15 protein-coding genes, 2 tRNA genes and 9 pseudogenes are annotated in these 23,370 nt (G+C 69.4%); 4 read left to right on the forward strand and 22 right to left on the reverse strand.

Going from position 1 to position 23,370, the window contains the following annotated elements; translation table 11 throughout:
- Position 1 precedes the first annotated feature (1 nt).
- The 3 genes and pseudogenes from pstC to KAE78_RS02745 all read left to right on the forward strand — a co-directional run bounded on the left by pstC (position 2) and on the right by KAE78_RS02745 (position 2,888).
- On the forward strand, positions 2-967 hold the full coding sequence (gene pstC, locus KAE78_RS02735) for a phosphate ABC transporter permease subunit PstC (RefSeq protein WP_223172377.1): 966 nt from the start codon (positions 2-4) through the stop codon (positions 965-967).
- 1 nt (position 968) lies between these two features.
- Positions 969-2,067 (forward strand): annotated as a pseudogene (gene pstA, locus KAE78_RS02740) (phosphate ABC transporter permease PstA); the annotation flags it as partial.
- Between the two features lie 108 nt (positions 2,068-2,175).
- Positions 2,176-2,888 (forward strand): annotated as a pseudogene (locus KAE78_RS02745) (phosphate ABC transporter ATP-binding protein).
- 65 nt (positions 2,889-2,953) lie between these two features.
- Here the strand turns inward: KAE78_RS02745 and KAE78_RS02750 are convergent.
- From KAE78_RS02750 to KAE78_RS02850, 20 genes and pseudogenes are all read right to left on the reverse strand, one after another.
- Positions 2,954-3,772: a hypothetical protein gene (locus KAE78_RS02750; RefSeq protein ID WP_223171683.1), complete on the reverse strand. Its 819-nt coding sequence runs from the start codon at positions 3,770-3,772 to the stop codon at positions 2,954-2,956.
- A gap of 89 nt (positions 3,773-3,861) precedes the next feature.
- Positions 3,862-4,745: pseudogene (locus tag KAE78_RS02755) on the reverse strand (aminodeoxychorismate lyase).
- 162 nt (positions 4,746-4,907) lie between these two features.
- Complete coding sequence (locus KAE78_RS02760) at positions 4,908-5,537, reverse strand: DNA-directed RNA polymerase subunit beta (RefSeq protein WP_223171684.1); 630 nt, start codon at positions 5,535-5,537, stop codon at positions 4,908-4,910.
- Positions 5,538-5,649: 112 nt separating this feature from the next.
- Positions 5,650-5,722 (reverse strand) — tRNA-Lys (locus KAE78_RS02765).
- 70 nt (positions 5,723-5,792) lie between these two features.
- Positions 5,793-6,008, reverse strand: a complete 216-nt coding sequence (locus KAE78_RS02770; protein ID WP_223171685.1) for a hypothetical protein — start codon at positions 6,006-6,008, stop codon at positions 5,793-5,795.
- Between the two features lie 259 nt (positions 6,009-6,267).
- Positions 6,268-7,379: pseudogene (locus KAE78_RS02775) on the reverse strand (fatty acid desaturase family protein).
- A 201-nt stretch (positions 7,380-7,580) separates the two neighbouring features.
- The gene (locus KAE78_RS02780) at positions 7,581-7,784 is read right to left on the reverse strand and encodes a cold-shock protein (protein ID WP_223172378.1); all 204 of its coding nucleotides are present in this window, start codon (positions 7,782-7,784) and stop codon (positions 7,581-7,583) included.
- Between the two features lie 531 nt (positions 7,785-8,315).
- Positions 8,316-8,849, reverse strand: a complete 534-nt coding sequence (locus KAE78_RS02785) for a DUF1697 domain-containing protein (RefSeq protein ID WP_223171687.1) — start codon at positions 8,847-8,849, stop codon at positions 8,316-8,318.
- A 2-nt stretch (positions 8,850-8,851) separates the two neighbouring features.
- A pseudogene (locus tag KAE78_RS17185) lies at positions 8,852-9,423 on the reverse strand (isochorismatase family protein).
- Between the two features lie 44 nt (positions 9,424-9,467).
- Positions 9,468-9,540: transfer RNA gene (locus KAE78_RS02795), tRNA-Thr, on the reverse strand.
- A gap of 127 nt (positions 9,541-9,667) precedes the next feature.
- Positions 9,668-11,215 (reverse strand): annotated as a pseudogene (locus tag KAE78_RS19210) (alpha/beta hydrolase).
- Positions 11,212-12,368 (reverse strand): annotated as a pseudogene (locus KAE78_RS02810) (DNA polymerase III subunit delta'). Before KAE78_RS02810 ends, KAE78_RS19210 begins: the two co-directional pseudogenes overlap by 4 nt.
- Positions 12,369-12,403: 35 nt before the next feature.
- Complete coding sequence (locus tag KAE78_RS02815; RefSeq protein WP_223171690.1) at positions 12,404-13,357, reverse strand: calcium/sodium antiporter; 954 nt, start codon at positions 13,355-13,357, stop codon at positions 12,404-12,406.
- 230 nt (positions 13,358-13,587) lie between these two features.
- On the reverse strand, positions 13,588-14,232 hold the full coding sequence (tmk, locus tag KAE78_RS02820; RefSeq protein ID WP_223171692.1) for a dTMP kinase: 645 nt from the start codon (positions 14,230-14,232) through the stop codon (positions 13,588-13,590).
- Entirely contained in the window at positions 14,229-17,045 is a 2,817-nt protein-coding gene (topA, locus tag KAE78_RS02825) for a type I DNA topoisomerase (RefSeq protein ID WP_223171693.1), read from the reverse strand. Before topA ends, tmk begins: the two co-directional genes overlap by 4 nt.
- 83 nt (positions 17,046-17,128) lie before the next feature.
- The gene (locus KAE78_RS02830) at positions 17,129-17,452 is read right to left on the reverse strand and encodes an Rv3654c family TadE-like protein (protein WP_223171695.1); all 324 of its coding nucleotides are present in this window, start codon (positions 17,450-17,452) and stop codon (positions 17,129-17,131) included.
- Positions 17,452-17,790, reverse strand: coding sequence for a TadE family type IV pilus minor pilin (locus KAE78_RS02835; protein ID WP_223171697.1), 339 nt, complete (start codon positions 17,788-17,790; stop codon positions 17,452-17,454). The genes KAE78_RS02830 and KAE78_RS02835 overlap by 1 nt, the downstream gene beginning before the upstream one ends.
- Positions 17,787-17,984, reverse strand: a complete 198-nt coding sequence (locus KAE78_RS02840; protein WP_223171699.1) for a DUF4244 domain-containing protein — start codon at positions 17,982-17,984, stop codon at positions 17,787-17,789. The genes KAE78_RS02835 and KAE78_RS02840 overlap by 4 nt, the downstream gene beginning before the upstream one ends.
- A gap of 28 nt (positions 17,985-18,012) precedes the next feature.
- Positions 18,013-18,906 (reverse strand): type II secretion system F family protein, encoded by an 894-nt coding sequence (locus KAE78_RS02845; protein WP_223171701.1) that lies wholly within the window; start codon positions 18,904-18,906, stop codon positions 18,013-18,015.
- Positions 18,900-19,904, reverse strand: a complete 1,005-nt coding sequence (locus tag KAE78_RS02850) for a TadA family conjugal transfer-associated ATPase (RefSeq protein ID WP_223171703.1) — start codon at positions 19,902-19,904, stop codon at positions 18,900-18,902. The genes KAE78_RS02845 and KAE78_RS02850 overlap by 7 nt, the downstream gene beginning before the upstream one ends.
- A gap of 363 nt (positions 19,905-20,267) precedes the next feature.
- On the opposite strand from KAE78_RS02850, the pseudogene acs reads away from it, so the two are divergent.
- Positions 20,268-22,233 (forward strand): annotated as a pseudogene (acs, locus tag KAE78_RS02855) (acetate--CoA ligase).
- A gap of 245 nt (positions 22,234-22,478) precedes the next feature.
- On the opposite strand, the pseudogene KAE78_RS02860 reads toward acs, so the two are convergent.
- Positions 22,479-22,938, reverse strand: a pseudogene (locus KAE78_RS02860) (RidA family protein).
- Positions 22,935-23,162: a DUF4177 domain-containing protein gene (locus KAE78_RS02865; protein WP_223171705.1), complete on the reverse strand. Its 228-nt coding sequence runs from the start codon at positions 23,160-23,162 to the stop codon at positions 22,935-22,937. The pseudogene KAE78_RS02860 and the gene KAE78_RS02865 overlap by 4 nt, the downstream one beginning before the upstream one ends.
- Positions 23,163-23,370: the final 208 nt, after the last annotated feature.

Genomic DNA, 23,370 nt, shown 5'->3' on the forward strand with positions numbered 1-23,370 from the left:
CATGAACGAGACTACGGCGCAGGCCATCGTGGAGCCACCCGCACCGATCCGAGCGAAGCAGCGTCTGGGCGACCGTGTCTTCAGCGGCACCGCACTGGGCGCTGGATTGATCATCCTGCTGGTCCTGGCCGGAGTCGCGGTCTTCCTGATCATTCAGAGCATGCCGGCCTTCCAGGCCGACACCTCCAACAACCACATTCTGCGCGGCGAGTCCTTCTGGCCGTATGTATGGCCCCTCGTCTTCGGCACCTTGTGGGCATCGATCATCGCGCTCGTGGTCGCCACGCCGATCGCCCTGGGCATCGCCCTGTTCATCTCGCACTACGCACCGCGCCGACTCGCCTCGGCCCTCGGCTATGTGGTGGATCTGCTGGCCGCCGTCCCCTCCGTCGTCTACGGGCTGTGGGGTGGTCTGGTGCTGGCACCCATGCTCCAGCCCGTCTACGCGTGGCTGAACGAGAATCTCGGCTGGATCCCGTTCTTCGCCGGGGTCGTCTCCCCCACCGGTCGCACGATCCTCACCGCCGCCCTGGTGCTGTCGGTGATGATCATTCCGATCATGACCGCGATCAGCCGCGAGGTGTTCCTGCAGACACCGACCCTCCATGAGGAGGCGGCGCTCGCCCTCGGCGCCACCCGCTGGGAGATGGTGCGCATGGCGGTGCTCCCCTTCGCCCGCGGCGGCATGGTCTCGGCGGCGATGCTCGCTCTCGGTCGCGCTCTGGGCGAGACGATGGCCGTGACGATGGTGCTCTCGCCGTCCGCCGTGGTGAGCTTCCTCCTGCTGACCTCCACGAACCCGACGCCGATCCCCGCGAACATCGCCCTGGCCTTCCCCGAGGCGCACGGCGAGGGCGTGAACACCCTCATCGCGACGGGATTGATCCTGTTCATCGTTACCTTCGCCGTCAATGCGCTCGCGCGCTGGATCGTCGCGCGGCGCGCCGAGTTCTCGGGAGCGAACTGACATGACCACCACCGCACCCGCTCCGGACGCGAGCACGGCCTCGAGGGTCCTCCCGTCCACCACCGCAGGACTCACCGCCGGTCGCCTTCCCAAGTGGGGGCCCTGGGCGCTGTTGGGCGCGTCGATGCTCACCTCGATCATCGTCTTCGGTGTCGCCTCGATCGGGCGTGACCTCGTCGACTTCAACATCGGCGGCGCGCTCTTCGTCGGGATCCTCATCTACATGGTGCTGATCACGGTCGTCTCGGCGATCGCCGAAAGCCGCCGCAAGGCGGTGGACCGCCTGATGACCGCGCTCGTCTCCACAGCGTTCCTCATCGCGCTGCTGCCGCTGATCTCGCTGCTGTGGACCGTGACGATCAACGGCATCACCCGCTTCGATCCGGAGTTCTTCACGCACTCGATGCGCAACGTCGTCGGCGCCGGGGCGGAATCGCGCACGCCATGTGGGGCACGCTCCTGATCACCCTCACCGCGACGGTGATCGCCGTGCCGATCGGCCTCATGACCTCGATCTACCTCGTCGAGTACGGTCGCGGCAGACTCGCCCGCGCGATCACGTTCTTCGTGGACGTCATGACGGGGATCCCGTCGATCGTGGCCGGTCTGTTCATCTACTCGGTCTTCGCCCTGATCATCCGTCCCGGCATCTCGATGGGCTTCATGGGCGCGCTCGCGCTGACCGTGCTCATGATCCCGGTGGTCGTGCGCGGCAGCGAAGAACTCCTCCGAATAGTGCCGAACGAGCTGCGCGAGGCCTCCTATGCCCTGGGCGTGCCGAAGTGGCTGACGATCCTCAAGGTGGTCATCCCCACCTCGATCGCCGGCATCACCACGACCGTCATGCTCGCCATCGCCCGTGTCATCGGCGAGACGGCGCCCCTGCTGCTGACGGCCGGCTACACGATGAGCCTGAACACGAACCTGTTCGCCAACCAGATGATGACCCTGCCGGTGTTCGTCTACAACCAGTTCATGAACCCGGGAACCAACACCGAAGCCGCGCTCGAGCGCGCCTGGGCGGGGCGCTGACCCTCATCCTGATCGTCATGGTGCTCAACCTCGTCGCCCGGCTCGTGGCGAAGTTCTTCGCCCCAAGACATCCGGCCGCTGAGCCTGAACCCCACCCGAAGGAAAACGCAATGTCCAAGAGCATTGAAGTCAACGACCTCAACGTCTACTACGGCGACTTCCTCGCCGTCGAAGGCGTGTCCCTGGAGATCCAGCCGCGCAGCGTCACCGCGTTCATCGGACCCTCCGGATGCGGCAAGTCGACCTTCCTGCGCACCCTCAACCGCATGCACGAGGTGATCCCGGGCGCCCGCGTCCAGGGTGAGGTGCTGCTGGACGGCAAGGATCTCTACGCCCCGGCGTCGATCCGGTGCTCGTCCGCCGCCAGGTGGGCATGGTGTTCCAGCGCCCCAACCCCTTCCCCACGATGTCGATCCGCGACAACGTGCTCGCGGGGGTCAAGCTCAACAACACCCGGATCTCGAAGTCGGATGCCGACGACCTCGTCGAGCGGGCGCTCGGTGGAGCCAACCTCTGGAACGAGGTCAAGGATCGCCTCGACCGTCCCGGTTCGGGCCTCTCGGGCGGTCAGCAGCAGCGCCTGTGCATCGCCCGGGCGATCGCCGTCGAGCCCGAGGTCATCCTCATGGACGAGCCATGCTCGGCGCTGGACCCCATCTCGACCTATGCGATCGAAGAGCTCATCGGCGAGCTCAAGAACGAGTTCACGGTCGTCATCGTCACGCACAACATGCAGCAGGCCTCGCGCGTGTCCGATCGGACGGCCTTCTTCAACATCGCCGGCACCGGCAAGCCCGGCAAGCTCATCGAATACGACGACACGACGACGATCTTCACGACTCCGGCCGTGCAGGCCACCGAGGACTACGTCTCCGGCCGCTTCGGGTAGTCGCCGAAAGAGCCCTCCGGCCGCCGCTCGAAAGCGAGGCGGCCGGAGGGCTCTTTCGTTCAGGGTCAGAACCCGAAGAGCGAGCCGTCCAGGATGTCGTCCGCAGCGGGAGCCTCGACCGATACCGGCTCACCCCATGCGCTCATGCTCATCGTCACGGTGCCGCCGACGCTCTCGGACACGATGCGGCGCGGCAGATCGTCCAGGCCTACGTAGAACTCGTACTCGACGGTCTCGCCCAGGCCGGCTTCCTCCGCCGCATCCATGTCGACGCCTTCCAGCTCCATCATGCTCTCGGTGTCGAGAACCAGGGTGTAGACGTAGGTCTCGACGCCGTCGATCGTCACCGTCTCATCCGCCACGGAGAAGTCCCTGAGCGCCTCGGCATAGGCGTCGAACGATCCGTACTGCTCGAGGAAGCCGTCCGCGAGATCCGTGAAGCCCTCTCCCGACTCGGTGGCGTTGGCGGGGTCGATCTCGATGAACTTGCCCGCCGTCAGCTCGCCCATGCCCAGGTAGACGAGGCCGTCGACGAAGCGCATCTCCATCTCGCCCAGCCCGGGCATCTCCATGGTCATGCCCATCAGTAAGTCCTCGGCGTTGTCGCTGAAGACCATCTCGCCCTTCGCCTGGACGTCCTCACCCTCGATCTGCATCGAGGTCTCGAACTGCGCGCTCCCGGCGGCCAGCTGGGCGGCGGCGATGCGCTCCGCGAAGTCCTCGGCGCTCAGCAGTGCGGAGCCATCCGGCTCGGCCTCTGCCGCGGGCGAGCTCTGAGGCGTGCTCTCGACGGTGGGCGCGGGTGAGGAACAGGCGGCGAGCCCGAAGACGGCGGTGACGGCGAACGCCGCGATCGCAAGGGATTTCCTGGTGATTGAGGTCATCCGACCATCATAGATTCGCCGTGGAACGTGAGAACGCCACGGATGTCGCTGCCCCCTACCCCGGCACGATGACGGATGCAGCAGGCCTGTCAGTCGCGCGGCGACAGCAGGTAGGCGTTCAGCTCCGCGGTCAGTGCCGCATCGACGGGCACCTCTGCGCCATCGATCGCGGTGATCGGGGCGGCCAGACGGACGCTGGAGACCAGCCACGCGGCATCCGCCCTCTGCAGGTCGGAGACCGGGATCAGCGCATAGCCGGCCTCCTCGCCCGCGCGGCAAGGTGCTCGTACACGCTGAGCTGCGTCGTGCCGTGGAGGATCCCGCCCGTCGGAGCGGGCGTGACGAAGCGCCCGTCGATCCGCAGGATGAGCGAGGCGGTCGGCGCCTCGAGGACGAAGCCATCGCTGGTGACGAAGATCGCGTCGTCCGCGCCGCGGCGATGTGCCTCGCGGAGCGCGGCCATGTTCACCGCGTACGAGAGCGTCTTGGCGCCCAGCAGGAGCCAGGGCGCGCGCTCGGCGGCACCGCTGTCCAGGCCGCGGTCGAGGGTCACGACCCGTACGCCGTCGACACGTGCAGCGGAGAAATCGGATGCCGGAGCCGCCGTCACCCAGGCCGTCGGCGTCGGCCCCTTCTCCACGCCCCGGCTGAGGATGAGCTTGATCACTGCCTCGCCGGGCGGGCAGTCGGCCGCGGCGAGAGCGATCGCCTGCCGCCACTGCTCCGGCTGGGGTGCCGGCAGATCGCACAGCCGCGCGGAGTGCGCGAGGCGCTCGAGGTGCGGCGTCACCTCCTGGGCGTGTCCGTCGATCACGCCGATCGACTCGAAGACGCCGTCACCGCGCTGGGTGCTGAGCTCTCCGACGCTGAGCGCCGGGGCTGTCGCATCCACCCGGGCGAAGCTTCCGGTGAAGTCCGTGTCTGCGGCATCCGCCGGTGCCGGGTCTATCATCAGCGCGAATCGCCAGGTCATGGTTCGAGCTTAGAGGGAGCAGGGAATACCCGGCGCCGGCACGCGTTACACTAGTTCGGCCGGGCCGCAGTAACCCCGGGCTCCAACTTCTGCCGCTACGAGCGGCCTTCCGCCGAGAGGCGTTCTGCGGCCCGGCTTTTCCTTTGCCCGCAGCAGCTCAGCTCAACTCAGCGCGTCGCGACGCCAGAGGGCCGCTGCGGCGGCGAGATCCTCCGCGTAGACCGACAGGCGCAGGGCACGCCGGGTGAAGGCGCTCGCACGCTCGGGCTCCGTGGCCTCGTAGTCGTCCGCCGCGTGCGTCGCGCCGGCGGCCTGCACCCGGCAGAATGCCGCCGCGCGCTCGAGGGCGACCGCGAAGTCGCCGCGGAAGACCCCGCGCAGGATCGTGTCAATGAGCGTGACGAGCTCGGCAGGGCTCGCCGGGGTCGGCGCCCCCGCGATGACCTCGTCCGCCGATCGCAGCTCGGCACGTCCGCGCTCGTAGAGGAGCGCCGCCGTCTGCGGATCGGAGTGGATCGCCAGCTGGATCAGGTGCAGACGCCAGAGCGCACCCGGCAGGGAGCGTGCCGGCGCGTGCGACCAGAGCTCGGCGATCTCGTCGATCCCGTGCTCGGCGGTGAATGCGACGAGCCGGGCGGCGCTATCGCCCGTCTCGTCGGCACGAGCGCGGGCGAGGAGAGCGGATGCCGTCGCATGCGCGACCCGCGACGCCTCCACCGCGTCGTGCGCCCCGACGATGTTGTCGAAGGCGCTGGAGGGCCGGCGAACCGGACGGCGATGGAGAGCGGACACCGAACCAGGGTACGCGCATTCAGAATGCAGCGGCCCCGGAGGAGCGGTGTCGGAGCCACTGCGTAGTCTCCTCCTACTGGCTCGGAGAGGATCACGTGTGGTGGATCAAGAGGTGCCCCGGGGAATTCCGACATCCCGACCCACCGGTTAAAAGCCGGTTGCTCTGCCTCTGAGCTACGGGGGCAGACGCCCACGCAGAAGACGTGCGGCACCTGTGGAGAGTCTAAACCACTCGCAGATCTCAACCGAAAGCGTTCACGGCCGGACGGGTTGCAGGAGACCTGTCGTGAGTGCAATCGCGAGGCGTCGCGCCGCTACCACCGACGCAATCGCGAGCGCCATGTGCAAGTGATCCGTGAACGCACGCTGGCTCAGCGCAAGATAAACCTGCAGCTGATCGCCGAGTACCTGCGGACTCATCCCTGTGTCGACTGCGGTATCAGCGACATCCGAGTCCTGGACTTCGATCACCGCCCGACACTGTCAAACGCGGCGGTGTCCCGGTCCTCGCCAAGAACGGGTACAGCACGACCGTCGTCCTGGGAGAGATCGCCAAGTGCGACGTGCGCTGCCGAAACTGCCACGCCATCGTGACTTACGAGCGGATGGGCGACAACTGGCGCTCGGACGCGATCGAGAACTCGTCGACGGATCGGCTCGAGTGAGGTGTCGCCCACCGGTAGCCGAGGGACGGGTCAGCGGCTGCAGCGGGACTGCATGTGCCTGAGCGTCAGGCCCGGCGGTACTCGGCCGTGATCGGGCAGTCGAAGGGATCCCGGGCGGCGAGGCCGACCTCGTTCAGGTACTCCATGACGATCAGGTAGCTGCGCCCCAGGGACGTCTCCGTGTAGGGGATGTCGTTGCTGGCGCAGAAGTCGCGCACGATCTCGCGGGTCTTGGCGAGGTGCGGACGGGCCATGCTCGGGAACAGGTGGTGCTCGATCTGGTAGTTGAGACCGCCCATGAGCCAGGTGGCCCACCAGCCGCCGCGGATGTTGCGGGAGGTGCGCACCTGCTTGGTGAAGAAGTCGAGCCTCTCACCGGGCGCGATCACCGCCATGCCCTTGTGGTTCGGGGCGAACGAGGCGCCCATGTAGACGCCGAAGACCGCCAGCTGCACGCCCATGAACGCGAACGCCATCCCCAGCGGCAGCAGGAGGAAGACCGGCACGATCACGGCGGCGAGTCGCAGCACGATCAGACCCAGCTCGAGCCAGCGACCCTTGACGGGCTCGCGGCTGAGGAGGTACTTGATGCTGATGACGTGGAGGTTGAGGCCCTCGAGCATGAGCAGGGGAAGAACAGCCATCCCTGCTTGCGGGTGATCAGGCGGACGAGGCCGCGCGACTTGGCGGCGTCCTCGTCGAGGAAGGAGATCGTGTCGACCTCGATGTCGGGGTCCTTCCCCACCTGGTTGGGGTTCGCGTGGTGACGGCTGTGCTTGCTGTTCCACCAGGAGTAGCTCATCCCGACGACGCCCGAACCGAGCACCCGGGCCAGCCGATCGTTCGCCGGTCCGGTCGCGAGGATCTGGCGGTGCGCGGCCTCGTGGGCCAGGAAGGCGGCCTGCGTGAACAGGATGCCGAGTGCTCCGGCGATCAGGAGCTGGAACCAGCTGTCGCCGAGGAGGATGAAGCCGGCGATCGCTCCGCCGAAGGCGAGCGCGAGACCTGCGCCGACCAGAGCGTAGAAGAGCGGCTCGCGGCGCAGAAGCCCGGTCTCGCGGACGACCTGGGAGACCTGGGTGTACGCGCGGGCGACGTGCGGGAAGTCCTCGCGGCGGGCGTAGGTCTGCCGAACCGGGCCGAGACGGCTCTCCGGGTGGGTCGTTGCCTGGGACATGATCAGCACCTTCTCTCGCTCCCAGTCAGCTGAAGGCGACTGGAGTGAAGCCAAAGGCGGATGCCGATCGCAATCCCCACGCTACTCCTGGTCACATGCCGTCGCGCGTATGCACGCCGCATCCGCAGGCGACCCACAGCACCGGGGACGACGAACGGGCGACGTGGTGAAGACACCACGCCGCCCGTTCGGAGCAGAGATCTACAGGGCGCGGATGTTCGCGGCCTGCGGGCCCTTCTGTCCGGGCTCGGAGTCGAACTCGACGCGCTGGTTCTCTTCCAGGTTGCGGTGTCCGCTGCCGGCGATCGCGCTGAAGTGCGCGAACACGTCGGCGGAGCCGTCGTCGGGAGCGATGAACCCATAGCCCTTGTCGGAGTTGAACCATTTGACGATGCCAGTGGCCATGACGTCTTTCCTTCGTTGTCTGGGACCACGGCTGTGATCCGTGAAACCGCGGCGACGGCGTCGCCACGGAGCGGGCCTGCGCCCTGCCGTGCTGCCGGAACGGACAGCGCGGGCGGGCGCAGACGTGGTGAGGGAGTCCGCGAGCTGCGCTCGGGCGGCCTCCAGGGAGGCGGAGCGGCCGATGAGCGCGCCCCGCGGCCCGTAGGCGCGGAAGCCGTCGTCGTCGGCGAGCACATGACCGGCGTACTCGCCGGCGGATGTCGCCACGTGGACGTCGTGATCGGCCTGCTGCCACCGGAGCGGTGCGCTCGGCGCGAACTCGGAAGAGTGAAAAGTGAAAGAGATGAGAAACCAGTTCGTGAGCTTCGAGGAGGCCGCCGTCATCGGCGGGTCACGCGAAGGAGAGAGTGTGAGGGACTCGACGTCTGATGCCAGGAGCGTCGATGCGCTCGCAGACGGAAGTCGTGGAAGGAGGATCGGAGATGATCCTGTTGCTGCAGATATGCAGAACCACTCTACCTTATCAGCAGCTCACCCCGTGAGTTCGGCGAGAGCGCGAACGGTGCGCAGGTTGCGCGCGGTCCCGGCCACGCCGAGTGCACGGTCGAGCACGGCCTTGGTGAGTTTCGTGGCGTGCACACCGCCCTCCGGATATTCGATCCACAGGTCGTGACCGACCAGCGCCAGCCTCTCCCCCGGCACGAGGCGTGCGGTCAGCGCGTCGATCGCCCCTTCCGCCGGAGCCCCCTCGAGGAACATCGCGTGCACGAGGCGCTCCTCGCCGTCCTGGAACGGATGCCGCGCCAGGCTCTCCACCAGCTCCTCATGGGTTCGCGCGATCACCGGGGTGTCCACGTCGAACTCCTCGGCGATGAGCGCCCGCACCTCGGCGCGGGCGGCATCCAGATCGTCCGGCGTCGTGCAGACGATGTTGCCGCTGGCGATGTACGTCTCTATCCCGGTCAGCGCCGTGCGCTCGGTTAGGAGCGCACGCAGTCGCGCCATCGGAACCTTGTTGTTTCCCCCGACGTTGACGGCGCGCAGGAGCAGGACGCTGCGGGTCATGCTCAGCCCTCGATCAGATCCGCTCCGCCGTGCGCGAGCTCGGCGAGCGCCGCCCGGCTCGCTCCCTCGTCGACACCGGCCACGAGCGAGGTGAGCACGCGCACCCGCACGCCGTGGGCCAGCGCGTCCAGCGCCGTCGCACGCACGCAGTGGTCGGTGGCGATCCCGACGACGTCGGCCGTCAGCACCCCGTGCGACGAGAGCAGCTCGCCGACGGTGCCGCCGGCATCCGACACCCCCTCGAACATCGAGTAGGCGGGCTTGCCCTGTCCTTTGCGGACGTGGTGGGTGATGGCGTCGGTCGCCAGCAGGGGTCGTACTCGGCACCCTCGGTGCCCGCGACGCAGTGCACCGGCCAGGAGTCGACGTAGTCCGGCTCCTCGGCGAAATGCCCGCCGTTGTCGCTGTCGGCATCGTGCCAGTCGCGCGAGGCGATGATCAGGTCGTAGTCGCCGGCGCGCTCGGCCAGATAGGCGGTGATGCCCTCGGCGACGGCGTCGCCGCCCGCGACCGCGAGAGCGCCGCCCTCGGTGAAGTCGTTCTGCACATCGACGATCAGAAGCGCGGTAGCCATGCTTCGAGGGTACGCCGGAATCAGAGGGACCGGTGAGGAATCGGAGCCGCCTGTGGGAATCGAACCCACGACCTTTTCATTACGAGTGAAACGCTCTGCCGACTGAGCTAAGGCGGCGTGCACGCGAACGTGGCACGAGAAACGATATTACCCTGTCGGAGCGGATGCCGCGAACCGGTGGCCGTGCGCCCTTCGCCCCGTCGAGAGGCTCAGGGACCGCAGGCTCCGTGAGCGGTGGGCGGGGTCACTCGCAGCGCAGGCCGTCCTCGGGGACGAGGTCGTCGACGAAGAAGGCCTCGACGGCGTCGTCGACGCAGAAGTTGCCCTTGTTGTAGCCGGTGTGCCCCTCGCCAACGCGTGTGATGAGCACGCCCGCGTCGAGTTGCTCGGCCAGCGCCACCGACCACTCGTAGGGCGTGGCCGGGTCGTTCGTCGTGCCGATCACGAGGATGGGGTCGGTGCCGGGGCGTGGATCGCCTCGCGGGTCCCGGTCGGCGGATGCGGCCACACCTCGCACACCGAAGGACCCTCCCAGTAGGGGCGATCGTCGGCGCGAGCTCGCGGATCTTCGCCATCGCCGCGGCCTCGGCGGCCGGATCGTTCTCCTCCGGGTAGTCGACGCAGTTGTAGGCGCGGAAGGCCTCGGTGGAGTTGTCGAGGTAGTAGCCGTCTTCGCGGCCGTTGTAGAAGTCGGCCAGGATGAACGCCATCGACGGGTCGCCCGCCAGTGCGTCCTCGAGCGCCATCGTCAGATAGATCCAGTTGTCCTGCGAGTACAAGGCGGCGATGATGCCGGTCATCAGGGAGTCCGCACCGAGCATCCGGCCGTCGCCGTTCTCCAGCGGACGCACGTCGACGCTCGCCAGCAGCGCGCCGAGGTCCGTCATGGCCTCGTCGACCGTGCCGGAGAAGGGGCAGCCTGAGCCGCCGAGGCAATCCGCCATGTACGCCCGCAGGGCCGACTCGAAGCCGACCGCCTGCGTCGTGCCGACGTCGATGCCCGGGATCGAGGGGTCGATCGCACCGTCGAGCACGAGACGGCCGACCCGATCGGGGTGCAGCTTCGCGTAGGTCGCGCCGAGGAAGGTGCCGTAGGAGTAGCCGAGGTAGTTGAGCTTCTCATCGCCCAGGACGCCGCGCAGCAGGTCCATGTCGTGCGCGGAGTTGACTGTGGTGATGTGCGGCAGGATGCCGGCGCTGTTCGCCTCGCAGGCCTCGGCGAATCCGCGGTTGGCCTCGGTCAGCTCGGCCTCCCATTCGTCCGAGCCGCGTGCGCCCTCGGGATGTCGTAGAGGTACCGGTCCATCTCCGCCGGGTCGAGGCAGGATACCGCCGTCGAGGATCCCACACCGCGCGGATCGAAGCCGATGATGTCGTAGTTGTCGATGAGCGCATCGCCGACGGCGAAGGCGAGCGAGTCGTACACGAGGTCGAAGCCGCTACCGCCGGGCCCTCCCGGGTTCAGCAGCAGCGAGCCGAGCGGCGCACCGGCGGAGGCGTGCCGCACGACCGCGAGCTCGATCTCACCGGCATCGGGGTTCGCCCAGTCCAGCGGCGCGGTGACGGTCGTGCAGTCGAAGCCTCCGCCGCAGTCGCGCCACGCGAGTTCCTGCTCGTAGAAGCGGAGAAGGTCGGCGGCGATGCCGTCGGTGACCGGCGCGTGCGTGCGATCGGGCAGCGGACGCTCGGTGGTCTCGGGGATCGCGGCGTACAGGCAGCCGGAGAGGGCGACGGAGGCCGCGACGGCCCCGGCCACGGCCGCGATCGCACGGCGCAGTTTTCGAGCGTTCACAGTTTCCTTCCGCTGGCGACGGTCACCAGCAGGCTCTCCAGAGCCAGCGTCGGTGCCACGTTGCGTTCGAGGGACTCGCGGGTATGCGCGAGATCGTCCAGGACGACCAGCGTACGCGGGGTCGACCAGGATTCCGCGACCGCCTCGAGGCCGTCGCGGAGCTCACGATTGATCAGGTCGTCGTCGCGCCCGAACTGCAGCATCACGACGTCGCGGAACAACGACTGAAGATCGGTCAGCACTCTGTCGATGCCATCGCGGAGGCTCCGTGTCGCACGCCGCTTCTGATCCTCTTCGAGTGCGGAGACCTGCGCGCGCACCGCGGGCGGCACGGCCTTCCCCTCGGCGACGCCCACGGCCCGCAGCAGAGCCGTGCGCTCCGCATCATCGCGCTCGGCGGTCAGCGCCTTGGCGTCGTCGGTCGCCGCCTGCACGATGCGTCCGGCGACCTCGACCGCATCGCCGACGCCGCGCACCCCGAGCACCGCGCGGAGCATCTCGTCGCGACGGTCGCGTGCCGCGGCATCGGTCGCCAGTCGCTGCGCCATGCCGATGTGCCGCTGAGCGTGCCGTGCGGCGCGCTCGGCGGTCTCGTCGTCGATCCCGGTGCGGCGCGCGATGAGTTCCGCGACGTCCGACACCTCAGGCTCGCGCAGGCGCAGCGTGCGCACCCGCGAGCGGATCGTGGGCAGCAAGTCGGCCTCGCTCGGCGCGCACAGCACCCACACCGTGCGCTCCGGCGGCTCTTCCAGCGCCTTCAGCAGCACGTTGGAGGTGCGCTCGACCATGCGGTCGGCGTCTTCGATCACGATGACCCGGTACCGGCCGGCCGACGGTGCGAAGTAGGAGCGCTCGACCAGCGCGCGCGCTTCGGCGATCGAGATGATGACCTTCTCGGTGCGCAGCACCGTCACATCCGGATGCGTGCCGACGAGCACCTGGCGCATGGTCGCCTCGTCGTCGGGCCCTGCGGCGACGAGGGACGCCGCGAAGGCGTAGGCGAGCGTCGAGCGACCGGATCCGGGCGGGCCCGTGATGAGCCAGGCATGTGAGAGGGAGTCGGGGTCGGACGCGGCGCTCCGCAACGTCTGGACGGCGTCGTCCTGCCCCAGACGTCCGTCCAGGGGAACGGAGCGGTGGCGGCGACAGACATGCACTCAGCCTAACCCGCACCCCCGACCCCGACGCTCAGAGACGGGCGACCAGCAGGTAGGTGAGATACGCGCCGTAGAGGGCGACCAGGAGAAGGCCCTCGCGGCGACCGATGCGGCGCCCGGTGAGCATGAGCACGCCCGTGAAGAAGGTCGCCATGATCATCACCGGGATGTCGACGAGGATGAGCGCCGGATCCAGCACGATCGGGGCGGCCAGCACGGTGATCCCCAGGATCAGGGTCAGGTTGTAGGTGCTCGATCCGACGAGGTTGCCGATGGCGATGTCCCGCTCGCCGCGGAAGGTGGAGAGGATCGCCGTGGCGAGCTCGGGCGCCGAGGTGCCGATGGCGATGATCGTCAGTCCGATGAAACCCTCGGATATGCCCAGGGTGCGCGCGATCTCGGTCGAGCCGTCCACGAGCCAGTCGGCACCGAGGATGATGACGCCGAGTCCCGCCATGAGCACGAGCACGGTGCCGAGCGTCGCCCAGCGGCTCCTGCTGAACGACCGCGGCCCGAAGGAGTCGGCGAACTCCTCGGCGATGTAGGTCGTCTCCCGGCGCGCCGTGCGCACGAGCGCGACGGTGTACCCGATCGCGATGCCCACGAGAACCGCGCCCTCGACGCGGCTGAACTCGCCGTCGATCGCGAAGAGGAGCACGATCATCGCCACCACGCCCATGACCGGCAGGTCCAGTCGCAGCGTCTGCATCGACAGGGGAACGGCCCGCAGGGCGGCGGTCAGCCCCAGGATCAGTAGCAGGTTGACGATGTTGGTCCCTGCGATGTTGCCGACCGCGAGCGAACCGGCGCCGGTGGTGGCCGCTCCGATGCCGACCGCCAGTTCAGGAGCGCTCGTGCCGATCGAGACGACCGTGAGCCCGACGAGGATCGGCGGCACGCCGAGCTTCGCCGCCAGCCGCGACCCCGAGCGGACGATCAGCTCGGCACCCACGACCAGCAGCACGAGACCCGCGATCACCGCCACCCATGCCACAGGGCGAGACTACCGGTCGCGGCGGGCGAGGCATCCGTTCGCGGGACATCGCCTGCGCGAAAGACGTTCGCGCTGCTCCTTCCTGCGCAGCACTCGCTCGCGCTACTCGAACCCGGTCACGCTACACAGTTTTCTGGCACGGCGACAGGATCGAGTAGCGCGAGCGTTCCAGGGATCAGGAAGAAGCAGCGCGAGCGGATGCCGCAGAGAGCGGGTGCCGATCAGAGAAGGGTCGCGACGCGCTCACGGATCGCGGCGGCGAGCTCGGCCGCGGGCCGGGTCGCGTCGACCACGAGGAAGCGATCGGGCTCGGCAGAGGCCAGGGCGAGGAAGGCGTCGCGTACGCGCTCGTGGAACTCCTGCTGCTCGGCCTCGAGGCGGTCGAAAGGATTGTCGCCCGGTCCCTGAGCCTGTCGAAGGGCGAGGCGGGCGCGCGCGGTCTGCGGATCGAGATCGAGGAGGATCGTCAGATCCGGCAGCGCGCCCTCGGTCGCCCAGAGCGAGAGCCCACGGATCTCGGCGGCATCGAGCACGCGCCCTGCACCCTGATAGGCGACCGACGAGTCCAGGTAGCGGTCCTGGATCACGACGTCGCCGCGCCCCAGCGCCGGTCTCACGACGGTCGCGATGTGATGCGCCCGGTCGGCCGCATAGAGGAGCGCCTCGGCGCGCGGGGCGACGTCGCCGCGGTGGTGCAGGACGATGTCGCGGATGAGCCGGCCGACCTCGCTGCCGCCCGGTTCGCGGGTGCGCACGACGGCGTGTCCGGCACCCGTGAGCCACGTCTCCAGGAGTTCGGCCTGGGTCGTCTTGCCCGAGCCGTCTCCGCCTTCGAGCGTGATCCAGACCCCGCGGCCGTCGGTCACGAGGTCGTCTTCTTCTTCGCGGCGTTCGCAGCGCGGGTGGCCGCGGCCTTCTTCGCCGCGGCGGAGCGGGCGGCGGCCTTCTCCGCATCCGTCTTCGTCGGTGCCTTCTTCGCGGGCGCCTTCTTGGTCGCGGTCTTCTTCGCTCCGCGCTTGGGCGCCGGGCCCTTGGCACGCTTGTCCGCGAGCATCTGCACGGCGATCTCGAAGGTGATGTCTTCCGGCTTCTGTCCGCGCGGGATCGTCACATTCGTCTCGCCGTCGGTCACGTACGGCCCGAAGCGTCCGTCGCGCACCCGGATCGGCTTGCCGCTGACCGGATCGGCGTCGAACTCGGCGAGCGCGCTGGAGGCACGTCGGGAGCCGGCACCGTACTTCGGCTGGGCGTAGATCTCCAGCGCCTGCTCGAGCGTGACGTCGAAGATCTGCTGCTCGCTCTCCAGCGACCGCGAGTCGGCGCCCTTCTTCAGGTAGGGGCCGTACCGGCCGTTCTGCGCCGTGATGACCTCGCCCGACTCGGGGTCGGTGCCCACCTCACGGGGCAGACTCAGCAGTCGCACTGCGGTGTCGAGATCGATCGTGTCGACCGACATCGAGCGGAAGAGCGAGCCTGTGCGGGGCTTGGGCGCGTCCTTCTTGGCGGTCTTCTTCTTCGGCGCCTCGACGACCTCACCGGTGGCCTCGTCGACGACGGGCTCCTCCTCCGGCAGGTTCTCCTGCACATAGGGGCCGTAACGGCCGTCCTTGACGACGATGGCGAGTCCGGTCTCGGGATGCTCCCCCAGCACGCGGTCGCCGGCCACAGGGGCGTCGATGAGCTCCTGCGCCTTCTCGGCCGTCAGCTCGTCGGGCGCGAGATCCTCGGGGACGTTGACGATGCGGGGCTTGGCCTCGGGGTTCGCGGGGTCGGCGACCTCGAGGTAGGGGCCGTACTTGCCGAAGCGCAGCGTGGCGTTGTCGGTGATCCGGGTCGAGTTCAGGGCGCGCGCATCGATCTCGCCGACGTTGTCGACGACCTGACGGAGGCCGACGCGGTCGTCGGCGCCGAAGTAGAACTTCCTCAGCCACTCGACGCGCTTCTGCTCGCCGCGGGCAATCGCATCGAGATCGTCTTCGAGCGCCGCGGTGAAGTCGTAGTCGACGAGGTCGGCGAAGTGCTCCTCGAGCAGCCGGATGACGCTGAACGCCATCCACGTCGGCACGAGGGCCTGCCCGCGTTTGATGGCGTAGCCGCGGGCGAGCACGGTGTCGATGATGCTCGCGAAGGTCGAGGGGCGGCCGATCCCGCGCTCCTCGAGCGCCTTGACGAGAGAGGCCTCGGTGTAGCGCGGCTTGGGCGTCGTGCGGTGGCCCTTGGCCTCGGCATCCGATACGGTCAGCTCGTCGCCGACGGCGACGGCCGGCAGCGACTGGTCGCCCTGGGCGTCCGCGTCGCCGCGCTTCTCGTCGCGCCCCTCCTCATAGGCCTCGAGGAAGCCCTTGAAGGTGTAGACGGTTCCGGATGCCGTGAACTCGGCGTTGCGGCCGTCGGCGTCGACGGCGAGGGTGACCGTCGTCGTCTCGTACTGGGCGTCGGACATCTGGCTGGCGACGGTGCGCTTCCAGATGAGGTCGTAGAGACGGCGCTCATCGCTGTCGAGCTCGCTCGCGACCGAGGAGGGCGTGCGGAAGGTGTCGCCCGAGGGGCGGATCGCCTCGTGCGCCTCCTGGGCGTTCTTGCTCTTGGACTTGTAGATGCGCGGGTTCAGCGGCACGGCCTTGTCGCCGTAGAGGGCGACCGCCTGGCTCCGGGCCGCCTGCACCGCCTGGGCGGAGAGGGCGACGGAGTCGGTGCGCATATAGGTGATGTAACCCTTCTCGTAGAGGCGCTGGGCGACGCTCATCGCCTGCTTCGCGCTCATCGAGAGCTTGCGTCCGGCCTCCTGCTGCAGCGTGGAGGTCGTGAAGGGGGCATAGGGGCGGCGCGTGCCGGGCTTGGCCTCGACCTTGGTGACGGTTCCGGCGCGGGCGGCGTCGACGGCCCGGGCGAGCGCGAGGGCTTCGCCCTCGCGGAGGACGACGACGGCCTTCTTGAGCTCTCCGTTGTCGTCGAAGTCGGTGCCGCGGGCGAGCTGTCCGCCGTCGACGCGCACGAGGCGCACGGAGAACCCTCCGACCTCTGAGCCTGTCGAAGGGCCCGTCGCGGCGGCGCGCGCCTCCACGTCCCAGTACTCGGCGGAGACGAACGCCATGCGTTCGCGCTCCCGGTCGACGATCATGCGGGTGGCGGCGGACTGCACGCGGCCGGCCGACAGGCCCGTCTTGACCTTGTACCAGAGCACGGGCGAGACGTCCCAGCCGTACAGGCGGTCGAGGATGCGGCGGGTCTCCTGCGCGTCGACGAGGTCGAGGTCGAGCTCGCGGGTGTTTCCGACGGCGGCCTGGATGGCGTCTTTGGTGATCTCGTGGAAGACCATGCGCTTGACGGGCACCTTGGGCTTGAGGGTCTCCAGCAGATGCCAGGCGATCGCCTCGCCCTCGCGGTCTTCATCGGTGGCGAGCAGGACCTCGTCGGCGGTCTTCAGCGCACGCTTCAGTTCGGCGACGGTCTTCGTCTTGCGGTCGGAGACCACATAGTAGGGGTCGAAGTCGTTCTCGATGTCGATCGAGTACTTGCCGTAGGCCTTCTTGTCGTCGGCGGGGATGTCACGCTTGTCGGCGAGGTCACGGATGTGCCCGACGGAGCTGAGCACGTGGTAACCGTCGCCGAGATAGCCCTGGATCGACCGCATCTTCGTCGGAGACTCGACGATGACGAGCTTCTTGCCTTCTGCCAAGGGTGCGTCCTTTCTTCGAAGCACACCATACACACCGCAAGCCGAAAGAAGACGGAGCGGTGGCGATGATCTTGCCGTCGGGATCACTCGGGTGGCCCAGCGCGGGCACGTGCGACGGCACTGAGACCAGCGTACGCCGCTCTGACCTCCACGGTCGCCACGGGGCCGTGCAGCTCGCAGGAGGTCAGCCGCCCGCCAGCGGCGTCGGCGACCTGCGCGGCGACCGCGCAGGCGGGGTCATCGGATGCCACGGCACCCGTGACGATGTCGGATGCGGCGAGCGCGGCCGCGTCGGCGGCCGCCGCCGTCCGCTGCCCCGTCACCGCCGCGCCGCCGACGGCGGCCAGTCCGACGCAGAGGGTCGCGGTGACGGCGACCAGGCCGGCGGCGAGGATGCTCCCGGCCATCACCAGCCTCCGTCCAGCGCGCAGCCGCGCGCACGCAGAGGCAACTGAACGAGCCTGCCGACGCCGAGGTCCACCCGTCCGGTGACGCAGACGAGCCCGTGCTGTCGTGCGGCGGACAGCTGCGCGCCCGCGACGGAGGCGGAGACCGTCTCGCGCACCCGGGCGTCGGATTCGCCGCGACCGAGCAGGCGCGCCGCATCCGACACCGCGTCCTGCAGCGCCACCTGCGTCGAGGCGGCACTGAGCGCACCGACCCCGAGCAGGAGGGTGAGCACGACGACGGGCAGGGCGACGGCGAACTCGGCGGCGACCGATCCTGCCTCGTCGCGTGCACTCATGCGACCGTGAGCGCGCGCCGGACGAGATCGGTGAGGATGCCGCGCACCTCGTCCGAGCGCATGATGACGACGAGCAGGCCCGCGAAGGCGACCGCGGCCATCGTCGCGATCGCATACTCCGCGGTCGCCGCGCCGGTCTCGTCGGCGAAGAGCGCTGCCGCGCGACGGCGGGTGAGGGTGGGGAGGGTGTTCATGGTGTTCCTTTCTTTCTTCCTTCGGGGGTCAGGGGGCGAGCATGAGCGGGGTCGTGGAGAGCACGCTGAGGATGAGCGGGGCGACCCCGAGCAGGAGGAAGGCCGGAAGCGTGCAGGCTCCCAGCGGCAGGAGGAGCCGCGCGGACAGGGCCGCGGCCCGCATCCGGCCGTCGATGCGTGCGCGATGACGCTCCTGGGCGGCCGCCGCCCGGAGGAGCTCTCCTGCGGGCACACCGGCGGCGTGCGAGAGGGCGAGCACCTCGTCGGTGCGCGCGGCCTCGCCGGGGCCGGCGGTCTCGGAGACGAGACGCCGCGCGCGATCGATGGACGCGCCGCCGGAGAGGGCGACAGCCAGCAGCTCGGCGTGGAGCCCGGGTGTGCCCGGTGCGGGCCGCGCCTTGCGCAGGAGCGCCCGCGTCCAGCGGCGCGCGACGAACACGAGGGCGAGCCCGGCCGCGACGCACAGCGCTCCCGGCAGCGTCGTGAAGACCACCCGGAGCGTGTCGAAGCCCAGGGCGAGCCCGAGGAGGAGTCCGGCGGCGGGCAGCCACAGCATGAGCTTGGCGGTGCCGGCGGGCTCGGCGAGCGCCACGCGGACGTCGTCGGATGCGGCGGCGGCATCCTGCAGCGTCTCGGCGAGCGCCCGCAGCACCTCGGCCAGCGGGGCTCCGACCGTCGTCGCGACCTCCCAGGCCGCCGCCACATCGCGCCAGGCCTCGCCCTCGGCGGCGATCGCCGCGAGGAGGTCGTCGCCCGCGTCGACGCGCGCGGTGATGCGGGAAGCGGTGGGCTCGCCCGACTCGGCCAGATGCCGCCAGGCCGTCTGCGGAGCGGCTCCCGCCTGCAGGAGCACCGCGAGGGTGCGTACCACGACGGCCGCCGCGGCGGCATCCGAGGGCTCTGGACCCCGCGACCTCACCATTGCGACACCTCTTCGATCGTCAGGCGCTCGGCGTCGAGCGCGAAGCGCCCGACCCGCGCGATGCGCCGGGTGCCGTCTGTGCCGCGCTGCAGATGGATGACGAAGGTGAAGGCGCTCACGACCTGACGGGCGAGCGCCGGGGCGTCCATCCCGGCGAGGGCGCCGAGCGCCTCCATGCGCGCGGGCACGTCGGCCAGGCTCGAGGCGTGGAGCGTGCCCGCTCCGCCGTCATGGCCGGTGTTGAGCGCGGTCAGCAGATCGCGCACCTCCTCGCCGCGGCACTCGCCCACGACGAGCCGGTCGGGCCGCATCCGCAACGATTCGCGGACGAGCCGGGCGAGGGCGATGCCACCGGCGCCCTCCAGGTTCTGCTGCCTGGCCTCCAACGAGACATGGTGCGGATGCCGCGGGCGCAGCTCGGCGACATCCTCGATCGTGACGATCCGCTCCGCCGCCGGCACATGCGCCAGCAGTGCCGCCAGGAGCGTGGTCTTGCCGGTTCCCGTGCCGCCGGTGATGAGGAGATTCGCCCGTTCGCGCACCTGCTTCTCCAGCCACCTCTGCTGACCGGCGTCGAAGCAGCCGAGAGCGGCGAGCGCGTCGAGGTCGGCGGCGCGCACCCGCGGCACGCGGATCGAGATCGCCGTGCCCTCGGTCGCGACCGGCGCGAGGACGACGTGCACCCGGATGCCGGAGGCCAGTCGCACGTCGACGCAGGGCGTCTGGTCATCGACGTGGCGACCGCCCAGGCCGATGAGGGCGACGGCGAGATCGCGCACCTCGCGTTCGGCCGCGCGCCATCCGGCGACGGGCTGGGCGCCCTCACCGCGATCGACGAAGAGCCCGGAGGCGCCGTTGACGAAGATGTCGGTGACCGTCTCGTCGGCGATGTACGTCGCCAGCGCACCGAAGGCGCCGTCGACCACGAGGGGTTCGCGCTCGTTCGCCTCCGCGGCACCGGGCACGCGGCGGGGCTGGATGACGAACGGCGAAGGCATGCCCCGACGCTAGGGATCGCCGCGCGGAGGCGGGAACCTGCGGCATCCGAATCCTCGAGACCGGTTGAGAACTCGCCCGATCGAGGACCTGTGCAGAAGACGTGAATGGGCGGCATCTCACGGGGGAATGAGATGCCGCCCACGCCGCGCTGCACCGGAGAACCGGGAGCGGGCAGGGTACGAAAGAATTCGACCGGGAACGACTGTACGCGACGAAGAAGCCGAGACAAAAGCGGGGCACTACCGACTTTCGGCAGTACTGCACGGGCCCCGGAGGTAATACAGTCTCCGCAACGCCTGCGCGAGCCCGCTATCATCGCACTCGCGTGCCGAAGTCCACCGCAAAGGAGCGCGTCCGACATCATGAGCAGCCAGATCGATCACCTTCTCGAAGAAGGCCGCAAGTTCCCGCCCGCCGCCGAGTTCGCCGCGAACGCGATCGCCCGACCGGAGCTCTACGAACGCGCCGAGGCCGACCGCGAGGCCTTCTGGGCCGAGCAGTCCCGAGACCTCCTGCACTGGCACACACCCTTCACCCGGGTGCTGGACTGGTCGAACCCGCCGTTCGCGAAGTGGTTCGACGACGGCGAGCTCAACGTCGCCTACAACTGCCTCGACCGGCACGTCGAAGCCGGCAACGGCGACCGCGTGGCGATCCTCTGGGAGGGCGAGCCCGGTGACCAGCGCCGCATCACCTACGCCGAGCTGACCGACGAGGTCAAGCGCACCGCCAATGTGCTCACCGATCTCGGCATCGGCCAAGGCGACCGCGTCGCCATCTATCTGCCGATGATCCCCGAGGCCATCGTGTCGATGCTCGCCGTCGCCCGCCTCGGAGCCATCCACTCCGTCGTCTTCGGCGGCTTCAGCGCCGACAGCCTCCGCTCGCGCATCGACGACGCCGGCGCCAAGGTCGTCATCACCGCCGACGGCGGCTACCGCAAGGGCCGCGTCTCGCCGCTCAAGACCGCCGTCGACCAGGCGCTCGACGACCGCGGCCATGACACGCAGCAGACCGTCGAGCATGTGCTCGTCGTCCGCCGCGGCGAGAACGAGGTCGAGTGGACCGAGGGGCGCGATATCTGGTGGCACGACGTCGTGCCCGCGGCATCCGCCGACCATGACGCGGAGGCGTTCCCGGCCGAGAACCCGCTGTTCATCCTCTACACCTCCGGCACGACGGGCAAGCCCAAGGGCATCCTGCACACCTCCGGCGGCTACCTCACCCAGGTCGCCTACACGCACCGCAACGTCTTCGACCTGCACCCCGAGAGCGACGTGTTCTGGTGCACGGCGGATGTCGGCTGGATCACCGGTCACAGCTACGTCGCCTACGGCCCCTCGCAGGCGGCGCCACTCAGGTGCTCTACGAAGGCACGCCCGACAGCCCGCACCCCGGCCGCTGGTGGGAGATCATCGAGAAGTACGGCGTCTCGATCTTCTACACCGCCCCGACCGCCATCCGCTCCTTCATGAAGAGCGGCCGGGCGATCCCGCGGAAGCATGATCTGTCGTCGATCCGCCTGCTCGGCTCGGTCGGGGAACCCATCAACCCCGAGGCGTGGATGTGGTACCGCGAGGTCATCGGCGCCGGCACCGCCCCATCGTCGACACCTGGTGGCAGACCGAGACCGGCGCGATCATGGTCTCGCCGCTGCCCGGCATCACCGCCGCGAAGCCCGGATCGGCCCAGGTACCGCTGCCCGGCATCTCGATCGATGTGGTCGACGACGACGGCGCGCACGTCGGCAACGGCAACGGCGGGCTCCTGGTCATCACCGAGCCGTGGCCCTCGATGCTCCGCGGCATCTGGGGCGATCCCGAGCGGTTCAAGGAGACCTACTGGGACAAGTTCGCCGCCCAGGGCTACTACTTCGCCGGCGACGGCGCCCGTCTCGACGACGACGGCGACCTGTGGCTGCTCGGCCGCGTCGACGACGTCATGAACGTCTCGGGCCACCGCCTCTCCACAGCCGAGATCGAGTCCGCCCTCGTCGCGCACGAGGCCACGGCGGAGGCCGCGGTCGTCGGCGCCTCCGACGAGACGACCGGCCAGGCCGTCGTGGCGTTCGTCATCATCAAGGAGAGCTACCTCGCCGAGCACTCCCCCGAAGGGCTCGCCGACCAGCTGCGCCTCTGGGTCGGACAGCAGATCGGGGCGATCGCCCGCCCGCGCGACGTCTACATCGTCGGGGAACTGCCCAAGACGCGCTCCGGCAAGATCATGCGGCGCCTGCTCCGCGACGTCGCCGAGGGCCGCGAGGTCGGCGACACGACGACCCTGGCCGACACGGCCGTCATGAGCGTGATCTCGGCGCAGGTGAGATGAGACGCCCCGCCCCGGTCGTCGAAGTCGGATGCCGGGGGCTGTGCGACCGCGACCCGTCCGCGCGCCCTCCCGGCGACGACGCAGATCCCTCCCACCCTTCCCGCCGGTCTCAGTTGTTGCGGGTGCGGACCGCATCCGCTCACACTTTCTGAGACAAGCGGATCCGGCGGTCTCAGTTGTTGCGGGTCGCGTCTTGCATCTTCCGCATCTTCTGAGACCGGCAAGCGGTCAGGGAAGCAGAGCGGCTACTCCGCGAGGAGGAAGCTGACCTCGACCTCGACGGGCGAGTCGAGGGGAAGCGAGGCGACGCCGACGGCGGCACGGGCGTGCACGCCCGCCTCGCCGAAGACCTCGCCGAGCAGCTCGCTCGCGCCGTTGATGACGCCGGGCTGCCCTGTGAAGGAGGGGTCGGATGCGACGAACCCGCCGACCCGCAGGACACCGCCCAGCCGGTCGACGCCGCCCGCGGCATCCGCCGCCGCCGCGATCGCGTTCAGGGCGCACAGCCGCGCGTACTCCTTGGCGTCGTCGGCGCCGACCCCGGCGCCGACCTTGCCGGTCGCCGGCAGCGCCCCTCGACGAAGGGGAGCTGGCCGGAGGTGATGACCAGGCCGCCGTGCACGACCGCGGGGACATAGGCGGCCACGGGGCCGCGACGGCGGGAAGCGTGATCCCCAGCTCGCTCAGACGTGCGGAGACGCTCATGCGGAGCCCTCCTCGAACTGGCGGGCGGCCTGGGCCGCGGCGGCGAGGCCGGTGTTCTCCCCGGCCGAGGCGCCGCCGACGGGGCGCTTGAAGTAGGCGACGAGGCCGCCCTCGGGTCCGGTGACGACCTGGACGAGCTCCCACCCCTGCTTTCCCCAGTTGTTCAGGATGGCTGCCGTGTTGTGGATCAGCAGCGGAGTGGTCAGGTACTCCCAGGTGGTCATGGCTCTCCCGTTTTCAGCAGATCGTCAGGTTTCGAGGCGCGGAAACGAGCGCCCGCGTCAGTCCTCTCTCAGGGACTTCCCTTACGATCTAGCGTATGCCCCAAACGAATCGAACGGCGAGAGGTGTGCTCGGCGGTCTGCTCGGGATCGTCGCGCTGAGCGCCGTCGCCGGTGTACTCGTGACCGCCACCGTCACCCCCGCGATCGC

This window comes from Microbacterium sp. NIBRBAC000506063 (assembly GCF_017968845.1).
Lineage (GTDB): Bacteria > Actinomycetota > Actinomycetes > Actinomycetales > Microbacteriaceae > Microbacterium.